This window comes from Cupriavidus sp. JZ107 (genome assembly GCF_053903255.1).
Window position 1 is genome coordinate 1,550,939 of the sequence record NZ_CP096480.1, and the last position, 25,949, is coordinate 1,576,887.

The 25,949-nt window shown below is 69.4% G+C and carries 14 protein-coding genes; 10 read left to right on the forward strand and 4 right to left on the reverse strand.

Going from position 1 to position 25,949, the window contains the following annotated elements; all coding sequences use genetic code 11:
* Positions 1-120: 120 nt before the first annotated feature.
* The 9 genes from M1D55_RS06735 to M1D55_RS06775 all read left to right on the forward strand — a co-directional run bounded on the left by M1D55_RS06735 (position 121) and on the right by M1D55_RS06775 (position 9,316).
* Positions 121-1,053, forward strand: coding sequence for an amino acid ABC transporter substrate-binding protein (locus tag M1D55_RS06735; protein WP_456280455.1), 933 nt, complete (start codon positions 121-123; stop codon positions 1,051-1,053).
* A gap of 183 nt (positions 1,054-1,236) precedes the next feature.
* Entirely contained in the window at positions 1,237-1,530 is a 294-nt protein-coding gene (locus M1D55_RS06740) for a hypothetical protein (protein WP_006577877.1), read from the forward strand.
* 365 nt (positions 1,531-1,895) lie between these two features.
* Positions 1,896-3,623, forward strand: a complete 1,728-nt coding sequence (locus tag M1D55_RS06745) for a glycosyltransferase family 39 protein (RefSeq protein ID WP_064576909.1) — start codon at positions 1,896-1,898, stop codon at positions 3,621-3,623.
* Positions 3,620-3,991, forward strand: a complete 372-nt coding sequence (locus M1D55_RS06750; protein WP_006578534.1) for a DMT family transporter — start codon at positions 3,620-3,622, stop codon at positions 3,989-3,991. The genes M1D55_RS06745 and M1D55_RS06750 overlap by 4 nt, the downstream gene beginning before the upstream one ends.
* Positions 3,992-4,059: 68 nt before the next feature.
* Positions 4,060-5,229: a DegT/DnrJ/EryC1/StrS family aminotransferase gene (locus tag M1D55_RS06755; RefSeq protein WP_232204651.1), complete on the forward strand. Its 1,170-nt coding sequence runs from the start codon at positions 4,060-4,062 to the stop codon at positions 5,227-5,229.
* Positions 5,208-6,407 (forward strand): glycosyltransferase, encoded by a 1,200-nt coding sequence (locus M1D55_RS06760; protein WP_456280456.1) that lies wholly within the window; start codon positions 5,208-5,210, stop codon positions 6,405-6,407. The genes M1D55_RS06755 and M1D55_RS06760 overlap by 22 nt, the downstream gene beginning before the upstream one ends.
* The gene (locus tag M1D55_RS06765) at positions 6,395-7,339 is read left to right on the forward strand and encodes a formyltransferase (RefSeq protein ID WP_456280457.1); all 945 of its coding nucleotides are present in this window, start codon (positions 6,395-6,397) and stop codon (positions 7,337-7,339) included. The genes M1D55_RS06760 and M1D55_RS06765 overlap by 13 nt, the downstream gene beginning before the upstream one ends.
* A gap of 13 nt (positions 7,340-7,352) precedes the next feature.
* Complete coding sequence (locus M1D55_RS06770; RefSeq protein ID WP_006578538.1) at positions 7,353-8,405, forward strand: bifunctional UDP-4-keto-pentose/UDP-xylose synthase; 1,053 nt, start codon at positions 7,353-7,355, stop codon at positions 8,403-8,405.
* Between the two features lie 20 nt (positions 8,406-8,425).
* Positions 8,426-9,316: a polysaccharide deacetylase family protein gene (locus tag M1D55_RS06775; protein ID WP_064576912.1), complete on the forward strand. Its 891-nt coding sequence runs from the start codon at positions 8,426-8,428 to the stop codon at positions 9,314-9,316.
* 34 nt (positions 9,317-9,350) lie between these two features.
* Here the strand turns inward: M1D55_RS06775 and M1D55_RS06780 are convergent, their stop codons facing one another.
* Positions 9,351-11,852: a heavy metal translocating P-type ATPase gene (locus M1D55_RS06780; RefSeq protein WP_456280458.1), complete on the reverse strand. Its 2,502-nt coding sequence runs from the start codon at positions 11,850-11,852 to the stop codon at positions 9,351-9,353.
* 174 nt (positions 11,853-12,026) lie between these two features.
* Positions 12,027-12,458 carry a VOC family metalloprotein YjdN gene (gene yjdN / locus M1D55_RS06785; protein WP_064576913.1) on the reverse strand — a complete coding sequence of 144 codons (432 nt, stop codon included), beginning with the start codon at positions 12,456-12,458 and terminating at the stop codon, positions 12,027-12,029.
* Between the two features lie 289 nt (positions 12,459-12,747).
* Between yjdN and M1D55_RS06790 the strand changes: the two genes are divergently transcribed.
* Complete coding sequence (locus M1D55_RS06790; protein WP_456280459.1) at positions 12,748-13,161, forward strand: hypothetical protein; 414 nt, start codon at positions 12,748-12,750, stop codon at positions 13,159-13,161.
* Positions 13,162-13,233: 72 nt separating this feature from the next.
* Here the strand turns inward: M1D55_RS06790 and M1D55_RS06795 are convergent, their stop codons facing one another.
* Together M1D55_RS06795 and M1D55_RS06800 are read right to left on the reverse strand one after the other, a co-directional pair.
* Positions 13,234-17,370, reverse strand: coding sequence for an OmpA family protein (locus M1D55_RS06795; protein ID WP_456280460.1), 4,137 nt, complete (start codon positions 17,368-17,370; stop codon positions 13,234-13,236).
* Between the two features lie 119 nt (positions 17,371-17,489).
* Positions 17,490-25,556: an SdrD B-like domain-containing protein gene (locus M1D55_RS06800; protein WP_456280461.1), complete on the reverse strand. Its 8,067-nt coding sequence runs from the start codon at positions 25,554-25,556 to the stop codon at positions 17,490-17,492.
* Positions 25,557-25,949: the final 393 nt, after the last annotated feature.

Here is a 25,949-nt window from a genome sequence, read left to right on the forward strand (position 1 = left end):
CCTGCCGTTGCGTCCGGCTCGGCACATTGACCTAGGGTATTTACTTATGACGAAGTTGTCGTTCCCCCGGGACAAAGCTATCGCTACCCTTGGGTCTTTGCTGTTTTCTATCGCCCCGCCATGTTGCCTTCCTTCCGCTCTTTCCGTCGCTCTCTTGGTTCGCTGCGCCCGGTGCTGCTCGCGGCCGCTCTGCTCGGCACCGGCGTCGCGCATGCCGCCGGCGCCGAGGCGCTGCACGGCCCGGTTCTCGACAAGATCCGCTCCAGCGGCACCATCGTGCTCGGTTACCGCGAGTCCGCGCTGCCGTTTTCGTTTGCCGACGACAAGGGCCAGCCGGCCGGCTACGCGGTCGACCTGTGCCTGCGCGCGGCCGAGGGCGCGCGCCAGGCACTGGGCCTGAAGGACCTGAAGGTCCGCTGGATGCCGCTGACCCCGCAGAACCGCATCCCGGGCATCGTCAATGGCCTGGTCGACCTTGACTGCGCGCCGAACACCAATACGCTGGAGCGCCAGAAGCAGGTCGCCTTCAGCGTCTCCCACTATGTGTCGGCGGTGCGGATGCTGGTGCGCGCCGATTCCGGCATCGATTCGCTCGACGATCTGCGCGGCAAGACCGTGGTGACCAGCGCCGGCTCGACCGGCGACCGCCATGTGCGCCGGCTCAAGGGCCAGTACGGCTACCGCGACATCTACGCCAAGGACCATGGCGAATCGTTCCTGCTGCTCGAGTCCGGCCGCGCCCAGGCCTTCGTGATGGACGACGTGCTGCTGGCCGGCCTGCGCGCCCGCGCCAAGGACCCGTCCCAATTTGTGATCGTCGGCCCGGCGCTGTCGGTCGAGCAGAACGCGCTGATGCTGTCGAAGGCAGACCCGGCATGGAAGCAGCTGGTCGACCAGACGCTGGCCGGCGTCTACGGCAGCCCGCAGATCGAGACGCTGCAGCAGCGCTGGTTCCAGAAGCCGATCGGCGCGCGCAATATCAACCTGGCGCTCGCCCCATCGGCCGAGGTTCGCGAGGCGTGGAAGCATCCGTCCGACGCCGTGACCGAATAGGCGCATACCGAAGCGCCGACGCGCGGCAATGCTCGCTTTCCATGAGCGCGACGCGCTGACCGCAGCCGATGTGACTCGCTTGACAGCCTCGAGACAGGTTGGAGACACTGGCGCGGGCGGCGTGTCGACGCCCGCCCATCGTCAGCCGCCCATCCGGTGGACGGCAACTTTCGAGGAGACATCATGAGCAAGTTCGTCGCGACGGCCATCGCGCTGTGCATCGGCATCGCCCCGCTGGCGGCGCACGCCCAGAACACCGGCGGCAAGAAGCAGTTCGACCCGTACTCGCAAGGCGCCAAGGCGGGCGATAAGTTCGACCCCTACAGCCAGGGCGCCAAGGCCGGCGACAAGTTCGATCCCTATACCCAGGGAACCAACCAGAGCACCCGCGCCGACCTGGCGCCGGGCCAGGACGAGGGCAAGAAGAACGGCCACAACAAGGCGAAGAAGGCCAAGCCCGCCAAGCCAGCCAACTGAGATCGGTGCACGGGCCACCCCGGGGGCGGCCCGACCCCATCCGGATATCCATGCGGGATATCCCATGCGGATATCGATGCGAATTCCAGAACCCGCCGCGCGCGGGTTTTTTTGCGCCCGCGTTTTGACACGCCTTCGAAGCGCCAAGAAGTGCCATCCAAAGCACAGGACATATGTCCCGGGCCGCCCGAAACCCGCCCGCGAGACCCGTGTAGGACATTTTTCGGTATCGAGTGTCATCGCTTTCGCACAAAATGCGAACTTCGCCGTTGACACAGGCGTCGTAAGCACCACACGGAGCGCATGGCTCCGTAGCGGGTTGTCAGCAAGCGGCCAAGGCCGCGCCGCACCGTTTCAGGAGTTTCATGCGCCGTTTTCCGACCACGCAAGCCGCCGGGTTGTCCGCGGCGGTGATCGCCCTGGTCGTCCTCTATATCGTCCTGCTGTGGTTCGGGACGCTGGACGCCCGCCATCTGCTGCGCTCCGACGAAGGCCGCTATGCCGAGATCGCGCGCGAGATGTTCGCCAGCGGCGACTGGGTCACGATTCGCTACAACGGCGTCAAGTATTTCGAGAAGCCGCCCTTTCACCTGTGGGTGACGGCGCTGACCTATACCGCCTTCGGGCTCGGCGAATGGCAGGCGCGGCTGTGCGTGGCGCTGTCGGGCTTCGTCGGCCTGCTCGCGTCGATGTGGGCGGCCGGCCGCTGGTTCGGCGCGCGCGCCGGCTGGCTGACCGGGCTGGCGCTGGCGGCCGCACCGATGTGGAGCGTCGCCGCCCACTTCAATTCGCTGGACATGACGCTGGGCGGCGCGCTGGCCTGCGTGCTGGCCTGCATGCTGCTGGCGCAACACCCCGACACCACGCCCGCCGCCCGGCGCGGCTGGATGCTGGGCTGCTGGGCCGCGATGGGCGTCGCCATCCTGACCAAGGGTCTGATCGGAATTGCACTGCCCGGGCTGGTGCTGGTCGTGTACACCGCGATCACCCGCGACTTCGCGCTGTGGCGCCGTCTGCATCTGCTGTGGGGCGCCGCGCTGCTGCTGGCGATCACCGTGCCGTGGTTCTGGCTGATCGCCGAGCGCAATCCGGAATTCCTGCGTTTCTTCTTCATCCACGAGCACTGGCAGCGCTATACCACCAGCGTCCATCATCGCCAGGGCCCGGTGTGGTACTTCGTGCCCCTGCTTCTGGCCGGCTTCCTGCCATGGCTGGCGCTCGCGCCCGGCATCTGGCGCGCGGTGCGCCGCGAGCGCACCGAAGCCGCGCAGCCGGCGGGCGCCGCCCCGCTGCGCCCCGCGCTGTTGATGCTGGTCTGGGCCGGCGCCATCTTCGTGTTTTTCAGCCTGTCGAACTCGAAGCTGCCCGGCTACATCGTGCCGATCTTCCCGGCGCTCGGCATGCTGGCCGGGGTCGCGCTGGACCGCATTGGCGACACCGGCTGGCGGCGCCTGCTGCTGCTGATGCTGGCCGTGTCGGTGCTCGGGCTGGCCGCCACGCCGGTGGTCGCCACGCTCGATTCGGACAACACGCCCAACGCCTATTACCGGGTCTTCGCGCTGTGGATCGGCGCCGCCTTCGTCGTGATGTTCGCCGGCGTGCTGCTCGCCCACTGGCTGGCGCGGCGCAACGGCAGGCTGGCCAGCATCGTCTGCTATGGCCTGGCGATGTACACCAGCTTCACGGTCGCACTGCTCGGACACGAAGTGATGGGCCGGCGCACCTCCGGCATCGACCTGGTGCCGGCGATTCAGCAAGTGCTGAAGGACGACATGCCGTTCTATGGCGTCGGCATGCTCGACCACACGCTGCCGTTCTACCTGCGCCATCCGCTGACGCTGGTCTGGCATCCCGACGAGCTGCAGTTCGGCCTGCAGCAGGAACCGGACAAGTGGATTCCGACGCTGGAGGGCTTCGCCCAGACCTGGCGCAGCGGCCGCCCCGCGGTGGCCATCATGTCGCCGGAGATGTACACCAGATTGCAGGCTCAGGCGTTGCCGATGTATCGGGTCGCCGAAGACGTGCGCCGCGTCGTGGTCACCAATTTCGCCCCGCCGCCGGCCGCTACCCGCGCCATTCCTTCGAACCGATGACGATCACTACCTTCGCTTTCATCCTGACCGGCGTGCTGCTGAACGCCTGCGCGCAACTGCTGCTCAAGGCCGGCGTCAATGCGGTCGGCGCGATCGCGCTGGACCGCGCCACGCTGTTCGATACCGCGCTGCGCGTGCTGGCCCAATGGCCGGTGCTGGCCGGCTTGACGCTCTATGTCGCCAGCGTCGCGGTGTGGATCGTCGGTCTGTCACGCGTCGATGTATCGATGGCCTATCCGATGCTGTCGCTCGGCTATGTGGTCAACGCGGTGGCCGCATGGTGGCTGTTCGGTGAGATGATCGGACCATTGCGGATGGCCGGCATCCTGCTGATCCTGGCTGGCGTGTTCCTGATCGCGCGTTCCTGACCTTCCTGTTCCTGACCTCCGCCGTTCCTCGCCACCGATCCACGCCGACGTCCTTGCCGATTCGCCCGATGCCCGCTTCCACCCGATCCGCCGAACCCTTCCTGCCCTTCGTCAGGCCCGACATCGACGCGGACGCGATCGCGGCGGTCGGCGAAGTGCTGGCCTCGGGCTGGATCACCTCCGGCCCGAAGATGCAGGCCTTCGAGGCCGCGCTGTCGGCGCTGTTCGACGGCCGGCCGGTGCGCACGTTCGCCAATGGCTCGGCGACGATGGAGATCGCGCTGCGGATCGCCGGCATCGGTCCCGGCGACGAGGTCATTACCACCGCGATCACCTGGGTCGCCACCGCCAACGTGATCGTCGCGGTCGGGGCGCGCCCGGTCTTCGTCGACATCGATCCGCGCACCCGCAACCTCGATCTCGACGCGGTCGAGGCCGCGATCACGCCCCGCACCCGCGCAATCCTGCCGGTCTATCTGGCCGGCTTGCCGGTCGACATGGACCGTCTCTACGCGATCGCCCAACAGCACGGCCTGCGCGTGATCGAGGACGCCGCGCAGGCGATCGACTCGCGCTGGCGCGGCCGGCGCATCGGCAGTTTCGGCGACCTGGTCAGCTTCAGCTTCCAGGCCAACAAGAACATCACGACGGTCGAAGGCGGCTGCCTGGTGATGAACGACGAGGACGAGGCGCTGCGCGCCGAGCGGTTGCGGCTGCAGGGCGTGATCCGCAGCGGCGTCGATGGCATGGACGTCGAGGTGCCGGGCGGCAAGTTCAACCTGACCGACGTCAACGCCGCGATCGGGCTGGCCCAGCTGCCGCGGCTCGGCGCGATCACCGCGCGCCGTACCGCGCTGGCCCGCGCCTACATGGACGCCGCCGCGCGGCATGGCCTTGCCGAACTCGGCATCGAGCTGCCGGTCGCCGGCGACCCCGCGACAGCACTGTCGAACTGGCATATGTTTCAAGTGGTACTGCCCGCCGAGCGCCTGCGGGGCGGACGCGCCGCGGTGATGCAGGCCCTGCGCGAGGCCGGCATCGGTACCGGCGTGCACTACCCCGCGCTGCATCTGTTTACGTACTACCGCTCGCTGGGCTGGCGCGACGGCATGCTGCCGCACGCCGAGCGCATCGGGCGGGGCATTCTCACGCTGCCGCTCTTCCCGGCCATGCAAGAGGCCGATGTCGAGCGCGTCTGCGCCACGCTGAACGACACATGCAAACGTCTGCTTCCGTAACTTCCGAGCTGGTGTCCTGCGCGATGCCGCATCCGCTGCCGGGTCAGCCCTCCCGCATTCGCGACGACGAGACCGCGCCGTTGCCCGGCCGGCCCACGCCGCCGCGCGCCCGGCCGATCGAGGTGTCGGTGGTGATCCCCGTCTACAACGAGGAGGCCGGCCTGCAGGCGCTGTTCGACCGGCTCTATCCGGCGCTCGACGGCCTGGGCACCAGCTACGAGATCGTCTTCGTCAACGACGGCAGCACCGACCGCTCGCCCCAGATCCTGGCGCGGCAATTCCGCCAGCGGCCCGAGGTCACGCGCGTGGTGATGTTCAACGGCAATTTCGGCCAGCACATGGCGATCCTGGCCGGCTTCGAGCATGCGCGCGGCCGCATGGTGATCACGCTCGACGCGGACCTGCAGAATCCGCCCGAGGAAATCCCGCGGCTGGTCGAAGCGATCCGCGCCGGCCACGACTATGTCGGCACGATCCGCCGCCAGCGCCATGACAGCGCGTTTCGGCGAGTCGCCTCGTTCGCGATGAACCGGCTGCGCGAGCGGATCACGCATATCCGGATGACCGACCAGGGGTGCATGCTGCGCGCCTACGACCGCAGCGTGGTCGATACCATCAATGCCTGCCGCGAGGTCAATACCTTCATCCCCGCGCTGGCCTACACGTTCTCGTCGAATCCGGTCGAGATCGAGGTCGGCCACGAGGAACGCCACGCGGGCGAATCGAAATATTCGCTGTACCAGCTGGTGCGCCTGAACTTCGACCTGGTCACCGGCTTCTCGATCGTGCCGCTGCAATGGTTCTCGATGATCGGCACGGCGCTGTCCCTGCTGTCCGGCGTGCTGTTCGTGGTGCTGCTGGTGCGCCGTTTCCTGCTGGGCTCGGAGGTCCAGGGCCTGTTCACGCTGTTCGCCTTCAACTTCTTCCTGGTCGGCATCATGCTGTTCGGCATCGGCCTGCTGGGCGAATATGTCGGCCGCATCTATCAGCAGGTACGCGACCGGCCGCGTTATCGGATCAAGGCGATTCTGGATGCGTCGCAGGGCGATGGGGTGCGCGGCGAAGGCGGACGCCGCGCGGCGCAGGACGATTGGAGCGGGCTCGACGAGTTCGGCGAAGGTGGAGAGCCCGCTCGTCTCGATCCGCGTCATGACCGGAAGCCGCCATGCGCGCCGTAGTGTTCGCCTACCACAACGTCGGCGACCGCTGCCTGCGCGTGCTGCACGCGCGCGGCGTGCAGGTGCCGCTGGTGGTCACGCATCGCGACCGTCCCGATGAAACGATCTGGTTCCGCCGCGTGGCCGACACCGCCGCGGAGCTCGGCCTGCCGCTGGTGTATGGCGACGATCCGAACGATCCGGCGCTGGCCGCCGCGGTCAAGGCGGCGCGGCCCGACCTGCTGTTCTCGTTCTACTACCGCGCGCTGATTCCGCCGGCCTTGCTGGCGCTGGCACCGCACGGCGCCTTCAACATGCATGGGTCGTTGCTGCCGAAATACCGCGGCCGGGTGCCGGTCAACTGGGCCGTGCTGCATGGCGAGACCGAAACCGGCGCGACGCTGCACGCGATGGAGGCGAAGCCCGACGCCGGCGATATCGTCGCGCAGACCGCGGTGCCGATCCTGCCGGACGACACCGCGCAGCAGGTCTTCGACAAGGTCACCGTGGCGGCCGAGCAGACGCTGTGGCGCGTGTTGCCGGCGATGCTGGCCGGCAACACGCCGCGCCGTCCCAATGTGCTGGCCGAAGGCAGCTATTTCTCGGGCCGCCGTCCCGAGGACGGCCGCATCGACTGGCGGCAGCCGGCGGCGGCCGTCTACAACCTGATCCGCGCGGTCGCGCCGCCCTATCCCGGTGCCTTCACCGAATGGAAGGGCCACCGGCTGGTGGTCGAACGCGCGCGCCGCCCGTTGCCGGCCGAGATGCCGCCCAGGCAGGTGCTGGCCGGTCTCCCCCCCGGTCTGCACGTCATCGACGGCCGCATCGTCGGCCTGTGCGGCGACGGCGGCCTGGTGCTGATCGACGCGCTGTCCGACGCGCTGTCCCGCGGCAACGCACCGCTGTCCCCGGCCGCGCTCGCCGCGCTGCTGCAGTCTTCTCCTCAAGCCTGAAGTCCGGAAGTCCATGAAGAAAGTCCTGATTCTCGGCGTCAATGGTTTCATCGGCCACCATCTGACGCGACGCATCCTCGAAACCACGTCGTGGGAAGTCTATGGCATGGACATGTCGACGGCCCGCCTGGGCGAGCTGGTCAACCATCCGCGCATGCATTTCTTCGAGGGCGACATCACGATCAACAAGGAATGGATCGAGTACAACATCCGCAAGTGCGATGCCGTGCTGCCGCTGGTGGCGATCGCCACGCCGGCGACCTACGTGCGGCAGCCGCTGCGGGTGTTCGAGCTGGACTTCGAGGCCAACCTGCCGATCGTCCGCGCCGCGGTCAAGTACCGCAAGCACCTGGTGTTCCCGTCGACATCGGAGGTCTACGGCATGTGCGGCGACGAGGCGTTCGATCCCGAGTCCTCGCCGCTGGTCTACGGTCCGATCAACAAGCCGCGCTGGATCTATGCCTGCTCCAAGCAGCTGATGGACCGCGTGATCCACGCCTATGGCATCGAGCAGGGCCTGAACTACACGCTGTTCCGGCCGTTCAACTGGATCGGGCCGGGACTGGACTCGATCTTCGAGTCGAAGGAAGGCAGCTCGCGCGTGGTCACGCAGTTCCTCGGCCATATCGTGCGCGGCGAGCCGATCCGGCTGGTCGACGGCGGCGCGCAGCAGCGCGCGTTCGCCGATATCTCGGACGGCATCAGCGCGCTGATGCGGATCATCGAGAATCCCGGCGGCATCGCCAGCGGCAAGATTTTCAATATCGGCAACCCAGGCAACGTCCATTCGGTGCGCGAGCTCGCCGAGATGATGCTGCGAATGGCGGCCGACTATCCCGAGTACGCCGAAAGCGCGCGCCATAGCCGGATCCTGGAAACGTCGTCGGGCGAGTTCTACGGCAACGGCTACCAGGATGTGCAGCACCGCGTGCCGAAGATCGACAACACGATGCGCGAACTCGGCTGGCAGCCCACGGTGACGATGGCCGAATCGCTGCGGCGGATCTTCGAGGCCTATCGCGAGAAGGTGATCGAGGCCCGCACGCTGGTGGATTCGGGCAACTAGGCCGGCGAGGCACGACATCGATGGCCACGATCGCCCTGAAGGTCGACGTCGACACGCTGCGCGGCACGCGCGAGGGCGTGCCGAAGCTGATCGCGCTGCTGCGCGCGCACGACGCCCGCGCGACCTTCCTGTTCAGCCTCGGACCGGACCATACCGGCTGGGCGCTGCGGCGCGTGTTCCGCCCGGGATTTCTGCGCAAGGTGTCGCGTACCTCGGTGGTCTCGCACTACGGCCTGCGCACGCTGATGTATGGCGTGCTGCTGCCGGGCCCGGACATCGGCCTGCGCGCGGCCGAGGCGATGCGCGCCGCGCGCGGCGCCGGCCACGAATGCGGCATCCATACCTGGGACCACGTCTACTGGCAGGACCACGTGCGCTCGCGCGACGCCGCATGGACGCGCGCGCAGATGCGGCGGGCGTGGCAGCGTTTCGAAGCGGTGTTCGGCGCGCCCCCGGCCACGCACGGCGCCGCCGGCTGGCAGATGAATGCGGAAGCGTTCCGGCAGCTCGACGATTGGGGCCTGCGCTATGCGTCGGATGGCCGCGGCACCGAGCCCTATGTGCCGGTGCTCGACGGCAAGCCGTGCCGTCACGTGCAGCTGCCGACCACGCTGCCGACGCTGGACGAATTGATCGGCGCCGACGGCATCGACGAGGGCAACGTGCACGAGGCGCTGCTCTCGCGCACCGAAGACGGCCGCGACCAGGTCTTCACGCTGCATGCGGAACTGGAGGGCGGCAAGCTGGCGCCGGTGTTCGAGCGTCTGCTGCACGGATGGCGCCGGCAGGGACATCGGCTGGCGCCGCTGGCGGCGCTGTACGGGCAGCTCGATCGCAATCGGCTGCCGCAGTTGCCGCTGGCCTGGGGCACGGTACCGGGGCGCAGCGGCGAGCTGATCGTCCAGCGCTGAAGCGGAATCTGCCGACGCTGGCGCGCGCCGGCGCTCAGCGCAGCCGCCCCGCCAGCCGCAGCCCGTTGAACACGACCAGCAGGCTCGCGCCCATGTCGGCGAACACCGCCATCCACATCGTGCCCAGCCCCGCCACGGTCAGCGCCAGGAATACCGCCTTGATGCCGAGCGCCAGCGCGATGTTCTGCGCCAGCACCGTGCCGGTGCGGCGCGACAGCCGGATAAAGGCCGGGATCTTGCGCAGGTCGTCGTCCATCAGCGCGACGTCGGCGGTCTCGATTGCGGTGTCGGTGCCGGCCACGCCCATCGCGAAGCCGATGTCGGCGCGCGCCAGCGCCGGCGCATCGTTGATGCCGTCGCCGACCATGCCGACACGGCCATGCGACGCACCCTGCCTTGCAGCGGTCTGCGCGGTCAGCGCCGCGACGGCCTCGGCCTTGTCCTGCGGCAGCTGATTGCCGCGGGCCTCGTCGATGCCGACCTCCGCCGCAATCGCCTGCGCCGTATGCGGGTTGTCGCCGGACAGCATCATCGTGCCGACGCCGAGCGCGTGCAGTTCGGCGATGGCATCGCGGCTCGTCTGCTTGACGGTGTCGGCGACCGAGAACAGCGCATGGACACCGAGGGCACCCGGATCGCCGCCCCCCAGCAGCACCACGGTGCGGCCCTGACGCTCGATCGTCTCCAGCCGTGACTCCAGCGCTTCCGAGCACAGCCCCATCTCGTGGATCAGCCGATGGTTGCCGAGCCAGTACGGATGGCCGTCGACCTTGCCTGCGACACCGCGGCCCGGCAGCGCCTCGAAGTCCTGAACGTCCAGCGTCTCGACGCCCTCGCGCCGCGCCGCCGCGGCGACCGCCGCCGATACCGGATGGTCCGAACGCGCGGCCAGGCTCGCCGCGATCGCGCGGGCGCGCTCCGGTGCGCCGGACAGCAGCGCGTAGTCGATCTGCTGCGGCCGGCCGTGCGTGATGGTGCCGGTCTTGTCCAGCGCGAGCCAGCGCAGCGATTTGCCCTGCTCCAGATAGACGCCGCCCTTGATCAGGATGCCGTGGCGCGCGGCCGCGGCCAGCGCGCTGACGATGGTGACCGGCGTCGAAATGACCAGCGCGCACGGACAGGCGATCACCAGCAGCACCAGCGCCTTGTAGATCCAGTCGAGCCAGGCGCCGCCGGCCAGCAAGGGCGGCAGTACGGCGACCAGCAGCGCGATCACGAAGATCGTCGGCGTGTAGATACGCGCGAAGCGGTCGACGAAGCGCTGCGTCGGCGCGCGGCTCGCCTGCGCCGCCTCGACCGCGTGGATGATGCGCGCCAGCGTCGAATCGGAGGCCGGCGCGGTGACTTCGTACTCGAGCTCGCCGGTCTGGTTGATCGAGCCGGCGAACAGCAGATCGCCGGCCTGCTTGTCGACCGGCACGCTCTCCCCGGTGATCGGCGCCTGGTCCAGCGCCGACTGCCCGCGCAGCACACGGCCGTCGAGCGCGACGCGTTCGCCGGGCCGCAGCCGCGCGACCGCGCCGGGCGACACGCCGCCCGCGGGCACCGCCAGCCAGGCGCCGTCGGGCTGCAGCACGGTGGCCTGCTCCGGCGCCATCGCCATCAGGCCGCGGATGGCGTTGCGCGCGCGGTCCAGCGAGGCCGCCTCGATCCGCTCGGCCAGCGCGAACAGCACCATCACCATCGCCGCTTCGGGCCAATGGCCGATCAGCAGCGCGCCGGTCACCGCGATGCTCATCAGCGCGTTGATATTCAGATTGCGGTTGCGCAGCGCGATCCAGCCCTTGCGGTAGGTGCCCAGGCCCGCCACGGCGATCGCCACCAGCGCAAAGGCCGCGGGCAGCCACGGCGTGGCCACGGAAAACCATTCGGCCAGCTCGGCGCCCAGCGCGGCGACGCCGCCCAGCGCCAGCGGCCACCACGGCGTGGCCGGCGCCGGCGCGGCCTGGGCAGTCGAGGGCAAGGCGCCGCCTTCGGCGGCCAGGGTTTCGGCCTGCATGCCGACGCTGGCGATCGCCGCCACCAGCGGCTGCTCGGATGCGAGCGTGTGGTGCACGGTGAGAATCCGCTGCATCAGATTGAATTGCAGCCCGGCCACGCCCGGCATGCCGCCCAGCTTGCCGCGCAGCAGCGCCTCCTCGGTCGGACAGTCCATCGCCTCGATGCGAAAGCGCGCGGTGCGGGCGCCGGCCGGCGCCGCGGTTTCCGTCGGCGCGCCAGGCATCGCGATGGCGCCGCAGGCGCTGCCGCAGCAGGAGGAAGTCAGGGAGGCGGAGGTGGCCGGGGCGGCGTGGCGATGATCGCTGCCGCCCTCATGGTGGTGCCCATGATCGTGGCCGTGGTCATGGACGTGATCATGGACGTGATCATGGACGTGGTCAGGGCCATGATCATGATCGTGGCCGTGGGTGTGGCCCTCGGCTGGCGCGGGGCCGCCGCAGGCGCCTGCTTTCGCGTCGCAGCAGGAGGCGGCGCTGGTGGACGGACTGGAGGAGGAACTGGTGGAGGATGGGTCTTCCGGCGAGAGTCTGGCCATCGAAGGTTCCGTGGGCTGTGGCATCGGTGGCATTGAATAGCCTGTAGCCGCTACAGGGTCAAGCCACCCTACCTCCGGCGCGGTCATTTTCTGAAGTCCGCGCCTGATGCCGCGCGTCCCCGCCTCTCGGCGCCTCTTGCCGCCCCTTGCCGCCTCTCGCCGCCTCGCGCCGCCTCAGTGCGTCACATTGACCATCCAGTTCAGCCCGAAGCGGTCCTGCAGCATGCCGAAGCCCTCGGACCAGAAGGTCTTCTGCATCGGCATCATCACGCGGCCGCCCTCGGACAGCGCGTCGAACCACTGGCGCGCCTGGTCCAGCGACGGCGCGACGATCGACAGGCTGAAGCCGGCGAAGGCCTCCGGCGGTGCGCCCGGCATGCCGTCCGACGCCAGGACCTCGCTCTGGCCGACGGTCACGCTCGCATGCATGATCTTGTCGTCCCAGCCGGCCGGCAGCGGCGGCTGGCCGTCGCCGGCTTCGCCTTCCTCGGCCGGCATCTCGCTGAACCGCATCATCATGTTGACCTTGGCGCCGAGCGCCTTGCCGTAGAAGGCCAGCGCCTCCTCGCAGCGTCCGCCGAAATAGAGATAAGGCTGTATCTGCATGTCCGTCTCCTGGGTCGATCGTGTCGATGAAGGGTTGGCGGCGCCGGTGCCATCGCGCTGGCGCCGCGTGCCTCGCGGCCATACCACAAGGGCGCCGTCATTATGCGCCGCTGCACCGCAGGGACTCGCTGCCTTTCAACTTTGTCATGTTGCCGTCAGGGTCGTGTTCGAGGGCCTGCGGGTACAATGCGGCCTGACCGTGCGGATGGCCGCCGCCGCAGTGCCTGCCGCGGACCTTCGACACGTCCTTCCCGTTTCTCCAACCCCTCCGACACCCGCCGATCCGCTCGTGAACCGTCTGCCGCAACGCCTCCTGCTGTCTGTCGCCCTGGCCATGGTGGCCCTGCCCTTGCCGGGACTCGCGGGCACGGCGAAGCCGACGTGCGGCACGGCGCAGGCGACCGCGGCCACGCCGCTGATGAGCCGGCACGCGGCGCTGAAGCTGCAGGCCGAAGCGCAGTTGCTGGGGCGCGAGCAGGCCGGCTGCACCGGGGCGGACAGCGAGCGGGACACCGGCGACGATGCCGCCGAGGGGGAAGACCGCCACGCGTGGCATCCCGCCGCCGCCATGTGCCCGATCGCCGCCGTGCTGCCGGGGCGGGAACTGAGCCAGTATCGCCATATGCCGCCGCGCTCGCCGCTCGGCACGCTGGCGGGCGCGACGCCGGACTCGCTGTTGCTCCCCGCGCCGGCACGCTGCTGAGCGCTCCCGCCTTCGGCCGGCGCGCGCGCCCGGCGGCGTTGCAGCCGCCAGGGCACGCGGGGCACGCCGGGCTCAGAACGCGCTGACCACGTTCAGGAACCAGCCGCGGTGGCGGTACGACAGATCGGTCAGGTCGTCCGAGTAATCGGTGAAGTTGAAACCGACGCCGACCTTCGTGTTCTTGCCGACATGCCGATAGACCGCCGCCAGCACGCCGGCGCGCGCATCCTGCGCCTCGCGCGCCCACAGCCGGCGGAACTCCAGCACCGCGTCCCACTGATGCACCACGTGCCAGTCGGTGCGCAGCACCACCAGCTGGGCCGTGCTCGAGAACCACTCTCCCGCCGCCTTGGTCGGCTTCAGGCTGCCCCAGCGCAGGCCGTACTTCGCGCCCAGCGACAGCACCGGCATCACGTCCCAGATCGCATCGACCGACACCACCTGGCTCTTCTGCGAGTAATCGGCAACCACCGGATTGAACGAGCCGCTGCCCGGCGTGTACTGGCCCGGTGACGGCAGGTTGTAGAAGTAGGTGTATTTGAACAGCGCGTTCCAGCGGTTGTTGTCGACCGGCCGGTACGCGGCGCCGAGCACCGCCTCGGTGAAGTCGCCATCGAAGAACACACCCCGGCTCGACGAGCTGGCGGCCAGATTGAACTTGCCCAGCAGCCGCCACGCCGGCGTGGCCTGGTAGCCCACCGTGTTGCGGAACAGCCAGCTGTCCCGGTCTCCCGAGACGTTGCTCTGCTCGCGGCGGAATTCCAGCATCGACGTCGCCTTCAGGCGGTCATCCTTGTAGGCGACCGACGCGCCGGTGGTCCAGCGCTTGATGTCGCCGGCGAACAGGTCCGAGACGCGGCCGGCCTCGGCACGCAGGCCATAGGTCCACTTGTCGGTCGGCGCGTATTCGACGCCGAAGGCCTGCGTCAGGCTTTGCGGGCCGCTGCCGTAGGCGTAGCGCGCTTCGGTAAACAGCGCCACGGTGTCCGACATGCGGGTACGGCCGCCGCCCGTCAGCGATCCGAAGCGGCCGCGATAGCCGAGGTCGGGCTGCTCGGTCTCCATCGCGTACTGCAGATAGAGATTGCTGCGATCGTTGACGCGCCAGTCGCCCGACAGCTTGCCGCCGAAGCCGCCATCGCCTTGCGAGGCTTCGGCGCCGAGGCGCAGGCGGTCGCTGACCTGCCAGGTACCGCCGACCCCGGCGCGATCGTTGTCGCTGCGCGAGCCGGTGCGCTGGGCGGTCTGCTGCACATAGCCATAGGCGTCCCACGGCGGCGTGGCCGCGGGCGGCTTGCCAGGCTCGGTACCAGCGGCCGGCGGCACCGGTTCAGTCTCGGGCTTGTAGTCGACCCGCGCCACCACATCGGTGCGCCGGCCCTGCTGCGCCAGCCAGGCGCTCTGCACCAGCGGCGAGGCGGTACCGCGCTCGTCGCTGCGGGCGCCGATGCTGGCAGCCCACTGCTCGTTGAGCTGGTGCTTGACGCTGGCCTCGGCCGACGAGGTGTCCTGGCTGACGGCATCGCGCTTGTCGGCGCGGGCGATCACACGCGTGTCCTCTCCCACCGGCAGGTCGACGCGCGCGCCCTGCTGGCGCGTCGCCTCGCCGCCGAAGCCGATCTGACCGGGGCCGGAGAAGCCCTGCTCGCGGTTCTGCCAATAGGCGCTGACGCGGCCCCTGGCGTCGGGTACCAGGTCGCCGAGCTCGACCGCGCCCTCGACCCGCTGCGCATTGGCGGGATCGCCGGTGGACGCGTAGCCGGCGAAGGCGAAGCCGCCATCGAGCGACGCCTGCGTGCCCGCGCCCGTGCCGGTCGAGCGCGCGTTTTCGACCTTGATATAGGTGCCGGGCCGGTAGCGCAGCGTCGCGTCGACGCCGAACAGGCTCTGGCGCCCCTGCCCGCCGCCCTGGCGGTAGCCCGACACGCCGACCTGCAGATAGTCGTTGAACCAGTGCGATCCGCGCAGGCCATAGGCGAGCCCATCGACTTCGGTCATGCCGGGCACGTACTCGTAGGTCGCCACCAGGTAGACCGGATTGCCGGGCAGCGCACCGGTGCGCACGAGCATGCCCGAGCCGTCGGCCACCGCCGACAGCGGCGCGCGCAGCGTGACGCGGCCCTGCAGGTAGTTGATGTCATAGTCCCCGCCCGGCTGCAGCGGCGTGCGCTCGAGCACCAGGCCCGAGTCGCGGTCGCGCACTTCGATCCACAGCCGCTCCGAGCCCATCGTCACATCCTGCCGGCGCAGGTAGTACAACGAGCCACCGGTGCCGCGGAATTCCTCGCGCGACTGCAGCGTGCCGGGCTCGGCCGCGAACACGTTGACGCTCGACTGCCGCTCGCCGGCGGCCGTGCTGTCCTCCGAGCGCCACAGCAGGTTCGCGCCGTACAGTCCGCGCGAATACTGCGTCAGCTCGGTGCCGGTCCACGTGGTCTGGAAATTGCCCCACATCACGTGCGAATCGCCGCGCTCGAGCTTGACGAAGAACTTGCCCTGCGTCGGCGCGTCGTCGACGATGGTGGAGTCGTCGCCATAGACCGGATAGAACTGGTCCGGGTCGATCCGGCGCAGCAGATAGCGCGGATCCTTGCTGGCGAAGTTCGAGAACAGATCCGAGAACGGCTGCTCGCGCGTGTCGGCCGCCGCGGTCAGCAGGTATTCGCCCTTGATCTTGCCCTTCAGGTAGAAGGCGCCGCGGCCCTCGACCGAGGTGCGCTTGTCGTAGGTGTCCTTGCCGTCGACCGCGACCATGCTGGCCGGACCGGCCGTCGAATTGCGGCTCACGGTCAGGTCGCCCAGCGCGATATAGAACCAGTCGTTGTCGGCCACCACCAGGTTGCGCACGAACGTGGTGCCGCCGCCGTTCGGATCGCTGACCGAGACGCGAACCTGCTGCGAGCCCGCGGCGACGATCTGGCGCGTGACGAAGGCGCCGTTGCGATCGACCGGCACGGCATCGCCCAGCGCATCGACGCGATAGCCCTTCGGAATCGCGGTGCCGTTGACGGTCACCGTGCCGCCCGCGACCGGGATGTTGCGCACGATGCGGCTGTTCTCGCCGTAGCCGGCCAGCCGTTCGCGCTCGGCGCTGTCGGCATCGGCGAAGCCGCGCACGCGCGCCAGCAGACGCAGCGGCTTGGCCGCGGTCTCGTCGAAGCGGCCGCGCTGATCGTAGACCCGCAGCACGAAGCGCATCGACTCGGGCGCATCGACCGGCGGCTGCCACGCGATGTCGTCGGGGCGCACGACCGGCACCACCGCATAGGGCGTCTCGTCGAGCGATTGGTCCGCGCGGAACACGCGGATTTCGCCGCGCGCGATCCAGGCCTTGTAGTTGGTCCAGCTGCGGAAGTGCACGGTCTCGCCGCGCGCCACGTTCTCCGGCGACACCCAGGCGTTCAGCGCCGGCGTGACCTGCATCGGGTCGTAGCGGATCTGGATATCGGCGTTCGCCAGCGCCACGTCGACGCAGCGCTGCGCATCGGCCTCGCTGGTCGGCGCCGCGTCGATCGGCTTGCCATCGACGGTGACGCGGAACGGCGGCAGCGCGCCGTCGCCGCCCGCGGCGGGACGGCAGCTGGCGTCTTCCGCGCTGGCCGGTGCCGCCGCGCGCGTCACGGTGGCGCTGATTTCGACCACCACGCGGCGGTTCTGCGCGCGGCCCGCCTCGGTGGCGTTGTCGGCGACCGGTTCGGCGGCGCCGCGGCCTTGCACCGCCAGGCGGTCGACCGGCACCTTCAGGCCGTCGGCCAGATGGCGCACCACCGCCAGCGCGCGCGCCTCCGACAGTCCCTGGTTGTCGCCGAAGCGCGCCGCGGTCCGGCGCGACAGGCGCTGGTCGTCGGTATGGCCGGTGACGCGGATCGACACGTCGGCTTGTCCGCGATATTTGGCGACGATGGCGTCGAGCGCCTGGCGCGCGGCCGGCGTCAGCTCGGCCTTGCCGGAATCGAACAGCGCGCCGCCGGCATCGGAGACCTGCTCGCGCAGCAGCGGCTCGCCCTGCGGCGGCTGCGCGCCGGCGGCACGCATCTGCACGATCTCCGATGGCGTGAAGCCGTCCAGCCGCAGCGGCCGCTCCGCCGAGGCGGGCATGGCGCGCTCGAACAGCCGGCTGTCGTCATCGCGGCGGCCCGTCTCCGACAGGCCCCGCATCAGCGGCGGCACCGCGCCCTTCGTTGCGTTGGCGGCAGGCGTGGTGGGCATGGTGGACGCGTTGGCCGGCGCACCGGCTCCCGGCGCGCCCTGCGCCCACAGATTTCCCTGCGTACCCGCGAACAGGGCCCCGACCAGCACGGCCGTGCGACGTCGATGGATTGTTTTCATTATCGGACCTCGACGTACTCGGTTTCGATCTGCAGCGGATAACGATTGGGAACGTCGGCCCAAAGTCGTCGCAAGGCATCGGTCAGGTAGGACAGCCGTCTGTCCGCCCATCCCGTCTCCCCGGGCCTGCCTCGATACGACACATGGACCACCGACACGCCGGCCTCCAGCACCGGCACCAGCTTGCCGAGCTCGCGTTGCCATTCGGGCCGCAGCTCGTTGCCTTCGTTGGCGAAGGCCTTGGCATCGACCTCGATGCGCACCACGCGATGGATCGCCGCGCCGAAATCGAGCTTGACCATCTTGCCGCGCGTGGCACGGACCACGCGCGGGTTCTCGGTGGTCACGCGATAGCCCGACGGCAGCGTGCGTTCGTCGAGCTTCATCACGAAGTTCGAGCCGCGGTCCGCCTGCGGAATATCGGCGCAGGGCACGTGGAAGCGGCCCTTGGCGTCGGCGGTCACCAGCAGCCCGCGCACCGTGACCACGCGCACGTTCGGAATGCCCGGCTCGCCGTCGTCCTGATAGCCGTTGGCATTACGGTCGTCGAACACCTTGCCGATGATGTCGGTGCAGTCGAACACCGCGTCGGGCACGATGCGAACCGTCGCCGCGCCCGTGTTGGACGCCTGCAGGTTGGCGATCGCGTTCAGCGCGTAGGCCTGGTTGGTGTACTCGCCCTCGCTGACGCCGGTACCGACCAGCAGCACCAGCCGGTAGGTCTTGGTCTCGCCCGCGGCGAAGGTCTGCACCGGCCAGGTCATCTCGCGGCCGTTGGCGCGCGGTTCGGAGCCGACGCCGTTGATCGATCCCGAGCCGCTGCGGTACTTGAAGCCCGGCGGCAGCAGGTCGCGCACCGCGATATGCGTCAGCGGCGCGTTCAGCGTGTTGGTCACCGCGATGGTGTAAGGCACCAGCGAGCCGCGCATCACGTTCAGCATCGGCGTGGTCTTGACCACGCGCAGCGCGCCGCCGAGCACGGGATCGAGCGGGATGTGGTTGTGCGCGATCTGCGCCGGCACCGCGCCGAAGGCGAAGGCGTTGTACCAGAGCACGGTGTCGTTGCCGCGCGGCGCGCCGGGCGTCGGCACGACCTGCAGCAGGCCGCCACCGCCGGCCGGCAGCACGCCGCTGGCGGGCGGCAGCATGCCCGAAGGCGGGGGCAGATACGCGGCGGGCTGCACCACGCGCAGCGTGTAGGTACCCGCCGGCGCCTGCGAAGTCAGCAGGAACTGGTAGAAGCCGTCCTCGCCGGTGGTCTGCTCGACATTGGGCGCGCCGCCCACCACCCACTCCGGCCGCGCCGGCGCACCGTCCGGGCCGATCAGCGTGACCTTCGCACCGCGCACCGGATTGCGGCTGACGGCGTCGTAGACCACCCCGGTCGGATCGACCGGCAGGTTTTCCTCGATCACCGTGGCACCGGAGGCCACCACGACGTCGAAGATCGCCGACACGTCGCGCCGGCCGCCGCTGGCGCAGCGCGGATCGTTGCTCTGCGGGGGGCATACCACGCCGTTGGCGGGATTCGGCACCGGATAGCCGTACAGCGCGCCGCCCGGATTGAAGAAGCGCAGCTCGTAGCCGTTGTCCGCCGGCACGTTGTCCAGCGTATAGCGGCCGCTGGCATCGGTGAACACCGGGGCCACCGAGCCGACCGGCGCGCCGTCCTTGTACAGCACCACGCGCCAGCCGCCCAGCGGCGGCTCGTCGCCCTCGCGCACTTCGCGCGAACCGCCCGGCTTGTTCATCCACACCTGGCCGGTGATCTTGCCCTTGTCGCCGGTCAGTTCGCCAAAGTCGTAGCCGCCCGCCGGCACGCCGGCGTCCAGCACGATATTGCCGATGGTGTCGTTGCCGGCCGTGCCGCCCGCACTGCCGACGGTCTCCTGGCCATCCTTGTAGATCGCCAGCGCCGGGCCGCCCTGCTCGGTCACGGTGTAGGTGCCGGCCGGCAGGTCGCCGAAGCGGTAGCGGCCATCGGCATCGGTCGTCGCGGTGCGCGTGACCGGGCCGGACAGTGCGACCGTGACGCCGGCGATGCCGGGCTCGCCGCTGTCGCGGCGGCCGTTGGCGTTGATGTCGACGTAGACCGAGCCGCTGAGGCCCGAGGCACGCTCGGGGAAGTCGTAGCCCGCCGCGGCCACGCCGCTGTCGATCCTGACGCCGTTGACCTGGTTGGTGCCCGCGGTACCACCGCGGTTGCCGACCACCACGCCGCCGTCGATATAAGCGGTCGGTTGCGTCTGGGTGATCGTGTAGCCCGCGGCGTCGCTCGGCCGCAGTCCGTCGAAGCGGTAGCTGCCGTCCGCGCCGGTCTGCACCGTGCGGTTGACCGGCTGGCCGAGATCGTCGATGCCGGTCAGCGTGATCGTGATGTTCGGCAGCGAACCTTCGCCCGCGTCCTGCACGCGGTTGCCGTTGTCGTCGAACCAGCTCTTGCCGGCGATGCTGCCGCCGCCGACTTCGCCGAAGTTGAAGTTCGTGCCGCTCTGCAGCGGATCGAACACGATATTGCCGATCCGGCTCAGGTTCGGCACCTGGTTCGGTGCCGTGGTCCAGCAGCCGGCGCAGCCGCTGCCGCCGAGCTCCCCGGCGGTGGTCTTGCCGTCCAGGTAGTTGGCCGGCTGCTGCTGCTCCAGCTGGTAGCCGCCGGCGCCGGACTTCGGCAGGCCGGTGAACACGTAGCCGCCGTCCGCGCCGGTGGTCACCGTGCGGGTGATCGCCTGGCCAGCGGCATCGGTGCCGCTCAGGCGGATCTGCACGCCGGCGATGCCCGGCTCGCCGGCATCGCGCAGGCCGTTGTTGTTCAGGTCGCTGTAGACCGCGCCGCCGAGGCCGCCGAGGCGCTCGCCGAAGTGGTAGTCGCGCCCTTCCTGGCCTGGAGCCAGCGTGATGTTGCCGATCGTGTTGGCGCCGGGCGTGCCGTCGAAGAGCGCGTGGTTGACGGTGCCGGCGGGCGTGCCTGCCGACTCCTTGCCGTCGCCGTACTGCGGCGGCTGCGTTTCGACCAACGTATAGGTGCCGGCCGGCAGGCCTTCGAAGCGATAGCCGCCGTCCGCCGCGGTGGTCGCATTGCAATTGACCAGCGTGCAGATATCGACGCCGGTCGTGGTATTGCCGCCCAGGCGCACCGCGATGCCGCCGATGCCGGTCTCGCCGCTGCCGCGCACGCCGTCGTTGTCGGCATCGACATAGACCGAGCCCGATACGCGGCCGCCCAGTTCGCCAAAGTCGTAGCCGGCGCCGAGCTGGTTCTGCTGCACCACCACGCCGTTGATCACGTCGTTGCCGGCGCTGCCCACCGGCGCGCCGCCGACCGAACCGGCACGGTCCGTGCCGTCGGCATAGGCGCTCAGCAGCGCCGACGGATTGCCGGCGCCGTCGCGCTCGCGCACCGAATAGCCGCTGCCATCGCTGGCAGGCAGATTGGCAAAGGCGTAGTTGCCGTTGGCGTCGGTGGTGGTCGTACATGGGTAGACCGAACACACCGCCGCGCCCGCGCCGGTATTGCCGGACAGGGACACCGCCACGCCTGCGATGCCGGGCTCGCCGGTATCGCGCCGGCCGTTGTTGTTCAGGTCGACATAGACCGAGCCGGTCAGCTGCGTGTCGCCCTGGTGGCCGAAGTTGTAGTTGACCGCATGGCTTTCCGACACCAGGCCAATGCCCGCGATAACCTGCGTCGCGGCGTTGGTGCTGCCGGTGCCAGGCGTGGCGGCGCCGGTGCCGACCTGCGTGCCGGTGGCGCTGATGCTGGCCGGGCGCGTCTCGGTCACCGTGTAGGTGCCGGGGCGCAGGTTCGCGAAGCTGTAGCCGCCCGTGGCGTTGGTCGTGGCGGTGGCGTTGACCGCGGCGCCAAGATCGTCGGTGCCGCTCAGCGTCACGGTGACGTTGGGCAGGCCGAAAGTTTCGCCCGGCTGGCGCGTCGCGTCGCCATTGGTATCGATATAGGCCGAGCCGCCGATCTGCGCAGCCTTGACCTCGCCGAAGTTGACGTTGGCCACGCTGCCGTTCAGCGTCAGCGCGATCGCCTGCACCGCGTTGCCGGTCGGGCCGCCCGACACCGAGCCGCCGCTGGCGCCGTTGGTGCCGGTGCCCGCGCTGGTGCGGCCGGGCAGATAGTCGCCCGGCTGGGTCTCGGTCACGGTGTAGCTGCCCGGACGCAGGCCGGTGAAGCTGTAGGCGCCGGTGGCATCGGTAGTCGCGGTACGCGTGACCGTCGCGCCGAGATCGTCGGTGCCGGTCAGCGTCACCGTCACGCCCGCGATGCCAGGCTCGCCGCCGTCGATCGCGCCGTCGGCATCGCGGTCGTGATAGACACGGCCGCTGATGCCGCTGGCCGGAATCTCGCCGAACAGGTAGCTGGTCGCCGCGGTATTGCCCGGCAGCGGGATATTGCTGAACACGTCGTTGCCGACCGTGCCGCCGGCCGAGCCGATGGTGTCGCGGCCGTCCGCGTACGCGGCGTTGTTGACCGGGCCTTCGCCGATCTGATAGGTGCCCTCGGGCAGCCGGTCGAACACGTAGGCGCCGCTGGAGTTGGTGGTCGTGCTGCGCGTGATCGGCGTGCCATCGAAGGCAGTGCCGCTCAGCGTCACCGCGATATTGGCGATGCCGTTTTCGCCGGCATCGCGCACCCCGTCGTTATCGGCATCGACATAGACCGCGCCGGCGAGCGACGACGACACCACGGTCACGATGCCGCTGTTGCTGTTGTTGGACGGCTGCTCGTCCTTGGAATCGGTGGTGACGGTCGCGCTGTTCGTGAACTGCGTCGGCGCGGCGCTGCTGACCGCGGTCACCTTGACCGGAATCGCGATCGAGATCTGTGCCAGCGCGTCGACCGTGCCGAACGAACACTGCACCGTGCTGCCGCCGGCCGCGCCGCTGCAGCTCAGGCTGGTGGCAGAACCGCTGACCATCGTCGCCACCGGCGGGCCGGTCAGCACCATATTGGCGGGCAGCGTGTCGGTGACGCGCACGTTGTCGCCTTCGGTGGGACCGTTGTTGCGAACCATCACCGTATAGATGAAAGGACGCATCAGGTCCACGGTCGCCGGCGCCGCAGTCTTGGACAGTACCATCAGGTCCGCCTTGGTACGGACCGTGGTCGGCTCGGTGGTCTGGTTGTTGCCGGCGTTGCGGTCGAAGCCGCCGGCGATCTCGTCCGAGGTGATGCTGACCGCGTTCTGCACGGTCCCCTTGGTCACGCCCTGCATGCCGACCTGGATCTGCACCGATTCGCCGGACGCAATTCGCGGATAGCTGCAACTGATGGTGCCGCCGATCGAATCGACCGGGCCGGTGGTGCAGCTGCCGGTCGAGGTCAGCGTCTTGAAGCGCAGGCCGCTCGTCGGCAGCGTGTCGGTGACCATCACGTTCTGCGCCTGCGACGGACCGTTGTTGGTGACGGTGATCGTATAGACCACCATGTCGTCGACCGCGACCGGGTCGACGCTGTCGCGCTTGTTGACCAGCAGGTCCAGGTCGGGGCCGGTCACGTTGGTGTTGACAAAGCCGGTGTTGTTGCCGGTATTGGTCTCGACCGTCGACGTGCTGACGGCCACGTTGTTGGTGATCGTGGTGTTGCGCAGCGCGGTGCCGGGTCGCACCACGATGGTGGCGGTCTGCTGCCCATTGGCCACGATCTCGGCCCAGCTGCAGGTCACGGTCTCGCCGCCGGTGGTCAATGCTCCCGGCGCCAGCGCGGTGGTGCAGCTGCCACCGCCGTTGCCCTGCGCCCGCACGAAGTAGACGCCGGCGGGCAGGGTATCGACCGCCTGCACATCGGCCGCCTTGCTCGGACCGGCATTGCGCGCCGTGATCACATAGGTCAGGTCCTGGCCGGCCGGGATGCTGGTCGGGTTCGCGGACTTCTGCACCGTGACGTCGGCGCGCGGCTCGATGTTCGAAGAAACGGTCGCGAAGTTGTCGGTGTAGTCCGGGTCGGCGACATTGCTCGACAGCGCGCTGGCCTGGTTCTGGCGCGCGCCGCCATCGCCGCCGGGGCGCACGCGCACCGTGACGACCGGGCAGTCGCTGTCCGCGGTACAGACCGGGATCGACGGGAACCGGCAAGACAGATCGCGCACGCCCGCATTGCCCGCCGCGCTGTTGCAGCTGCCGCCGGTCGTGTTGCCGTTGGCGATCACCGCATCGATAAAGCCTTCGCCGGTCGGGCCGACGCCGTTGCTGATCAGCGTATGCAGCGAGTCGAACAGCGTGACGTCGGTCGACGGCTCCGGACCCGCGTTCACGACCTGCAGGCTGTAGGTCAGGATGTCGCCGGCCGGCAGCGAGGCCGGCGCGACGCGCTTGATCACCGACAGGTTCGCCGAGGCGCTCGGCGGCTGCGTCGACATGCCGTACGACGCGCAGTTGTTCTCGGGCACGTTGTCGAGCGCCGGCGTGCCGCTGGCCGAGGCCACCGCGGACACGCACATCGTGTTCGCGAACTGGCCGTCGGCCTTCGCCTCGACCTCGTAGGTGACCCAGGGACTGGCCTGGCCCGAGGCCAGCGGCGCACCGCTGGTGTACTCGCGGGTACAGGTCATCTGCGTGCCCGCGCTGGTGTCGTACGGCGGCGTCGGCGTGCAGGTCCAGCCATTGGTCGCGGTATAGCCGAGCACGCGCAGATTGGCCGGCAGCGTGTCGATCATCCGGGCCGTGCCGACCAGCGAGCTCGGTCCGTCGTTGTGCAGGCGGACCTGCCATTGCCACTTCGAACCGACGGTCGCCAGGGCCGGCGAGGGGCCGCGCTTCTCGGCGCGCAGGTCGGCGGCCGGATCGACGATGGCGATGGTCTTGGTGCTGCTGTTGTTCAGGTTGCCGACATCGGGCGTGCTGCTGCTGATGGTCGCCACGTTGTTGACCGGGTGGAACGCCGTGACGGCGCGCACGCCGATGGAGATGGTGCCGGCATTGACGTTGCGGCCGGCGCCGAGCGCGCCGCCCGCCCAGGTACAGCGGACGGTCTGGCCCAACACCGTGCAGCTCCATCCGCCGGAACTGAACGCACCCGGATTGCGCAGCGCCACCTGGGACGGCAACGTGTCCACCACCTCCATGCCGACCGGCGCGTCGCCGGTGTACGAGACGGCGAGCGTGTAGTCGAATTCGGTGCCGACGGTCACCGTGTCCGCGCCGGTCGATCCCTTGACGATGCGCAGGTCGGTGCCCGCGGTCACGGTGGTGTTGGCGGTGACCGTGTTGTTGGCGCTGGTCGGGTCCTGCGCCGCGGACGGCGACACCACCGACACCGAGGCGCTGTCGGTCAGCGTCGAGCTGGCGCTGGTCCAGACCTCGCCCTGGATCGTGCCGACGTCGACGGTGGCGTTCGGCGCGATCGGCCCCGCAACGTTACAGGTCACCGTCGAACCGCTCTGCGAGCAGCCCAGCGGCAGCGAGGTCGCGGTGTAGCCCGGCGGCAGCGTGTTGACCACGCGCAGCGACGTCGCCGCGTCCGGGCCGGCGTTCGATACGCGCATCGCGTAGTTCAGCGCGCCGCCCGCCTGTACGGTCGGACTCGACGGAATCAGCTGGATCGCCAGGTCGGCACCCTGCGTAACTGTGGTGGTCTGCGGCCGGGTGTTGTTGCTCAGATCGGGGTCGGACTCGGCCGAGGTGACCTCGCCCACGTTCTCGATGGTGCCGGCGCTCTGCGGGCGCACGGTGACGAGCACCGTGGCGACGCCCGACGCCGGGATCGAGCCCAGCGAGCAGGACACCACGCCGCCGGCCGGCGCCGCGCAGCTGCCCTGGCTGGGCTGGGCGTCGACGAAGACGACGCCCGGCGGCAGCGTGTCCCTGAGGACGACGCCGGTCGCGGCCGCATTGGTGGTGTTGTTGTCGACCCGCAGCGTGTAGGTCAGCAGCCCGCCGGCGGGAACGGGATCGAAACCGTCGTCGCTGTGGTTCAGCACCAGGTCCGCGGCGGTGACCGCCGATGACATGACGACCATTGCCAGCCCCGCCAGCAGGCGGTTGCGCCAGGCTTTGCCCCTGGCAAGCGCGCACGCGCGCCTGCCCGGGCCCGCGAACGCGGTCCGAGACGACCAATCCATGATTTCCCCGTTTCCTCAAGGCCACGCCGGTCGCGGTCGCGTCTATCGCGCTGTCGCGCCGGCCGACTTGTCTTTTTGCTTCTTTTGCTTCTTTTGCTTCGCTGCGATGGGCGGCTGGCTCCCCGCCCGCGTGCCGGCATACGCCGGCCAAACCCACACGCCACCCTCCCCGCCGTGTCGTACACGGTGAGGCGCGGCTTCAAGGCTGTGCTGCTGGTATTTCGGATCGCTGAGGCGTTTCCCCGATGGCGTGCCGGGACATGGCCGGGTCGGCTGCGACGGAGAAAGCGATGACGCTGGAGCGGATTCGCGGGACAACAACTCCCACCCCGTGGAACCTGCTCTGCGAACGCGGAGCGGATTGTCCTAGTGATTCAAAAACAACATTGTAAA

Coding starts and splice junctions, on each gene's coding strand:
- M1D55_RS06735 (WP_456280455.1), top strand. CDS start 121: ATGTTGCCTTCCTTCCGCTCTTTCCGTCGCTCTCTTGGTTCGCTGCGC.
- M1D55_RS06740 (WP_006577877.1), top strand. CDS start 1,237: ATGAGCAAGTTCGTCGCGACGGCCATCGCGCTGTGCATCGGCATCGCC.
- M1D55_RS06745 (WP_064576909.1), top strand. CDS start 1,896: ATGCGCCGTTTTCCGACCACGCAAGCCGCCGGGTTGTCCGCGGCGGTG.
- M1D55_RS06750 (WP_006578534.1), top strand. CDS start 3,620: ATGACGATCACTACCTTCGCTTTCATCCTGACCGGCGTGCTGCTGAAC.
- M1D55_RS06755 (WP_232204651.1), top strand. CDS start 4,060: ATGCCCGCTTCCACCCGATCCGCCGAACCCTTCCTGCCCTTCGTCAGG.
- M1D55_RS06760 (WP_456280456.1), top strand. CDS start 5,208: ATGCAAACGTCTGCTTCCGTAACTTCCGAGCTGGTGTCCTGCGCGATG.
- M1D55_RS06765 (WP_456280457.1), top strand. CDS start 6,395: ATGCGCGCCGTAGTGTTCGCCTACCACAACGTCGGCGACCGCTGCCTG.
- M1D55_RS06770 (WP_006578538.1), top strand. CDS start 7,353: ATGAAGAAAGTCCTGATTCTCGGCGTCAATGGTTTCATCGGCCACCAT.
- M1D55_RS06775 (WP_064576912.1), top strand. CDS start 8,426: ATGGCCACGATCGCCCTGAAGGTCGACGTCGACACGCTGCGCGGCACG.
- M1D55_RS06780 (WP_456280458.1), bottom strand. CDS start 11,852: ATGGCCAGACTCTCGCCGGAAGACCCATCCTCCACCAGTTCCTCCTCC.
- yjdN (WP_064576913.1), bottom strand. CDS start 12,458: ATGCAGATACAGCCTTATCTCTATTTCGGCGGACGCTGCGAGGAGGCG.
- M1D55_RS06795 (WP_456280460.1), bottom strand. CDS start 17,370: ATGCCCACCACGCCTGCCGCCAACGCAACGAAGGGCGCGGTGCCGCCG.
- M1D55_RS06800 (WP_456280461.1), bottom strand. CDS start 25,556: ATGGATTGGTCGTCTCGGACCGCGTTCGCGGGCCCGGGCAGGCGCGCG.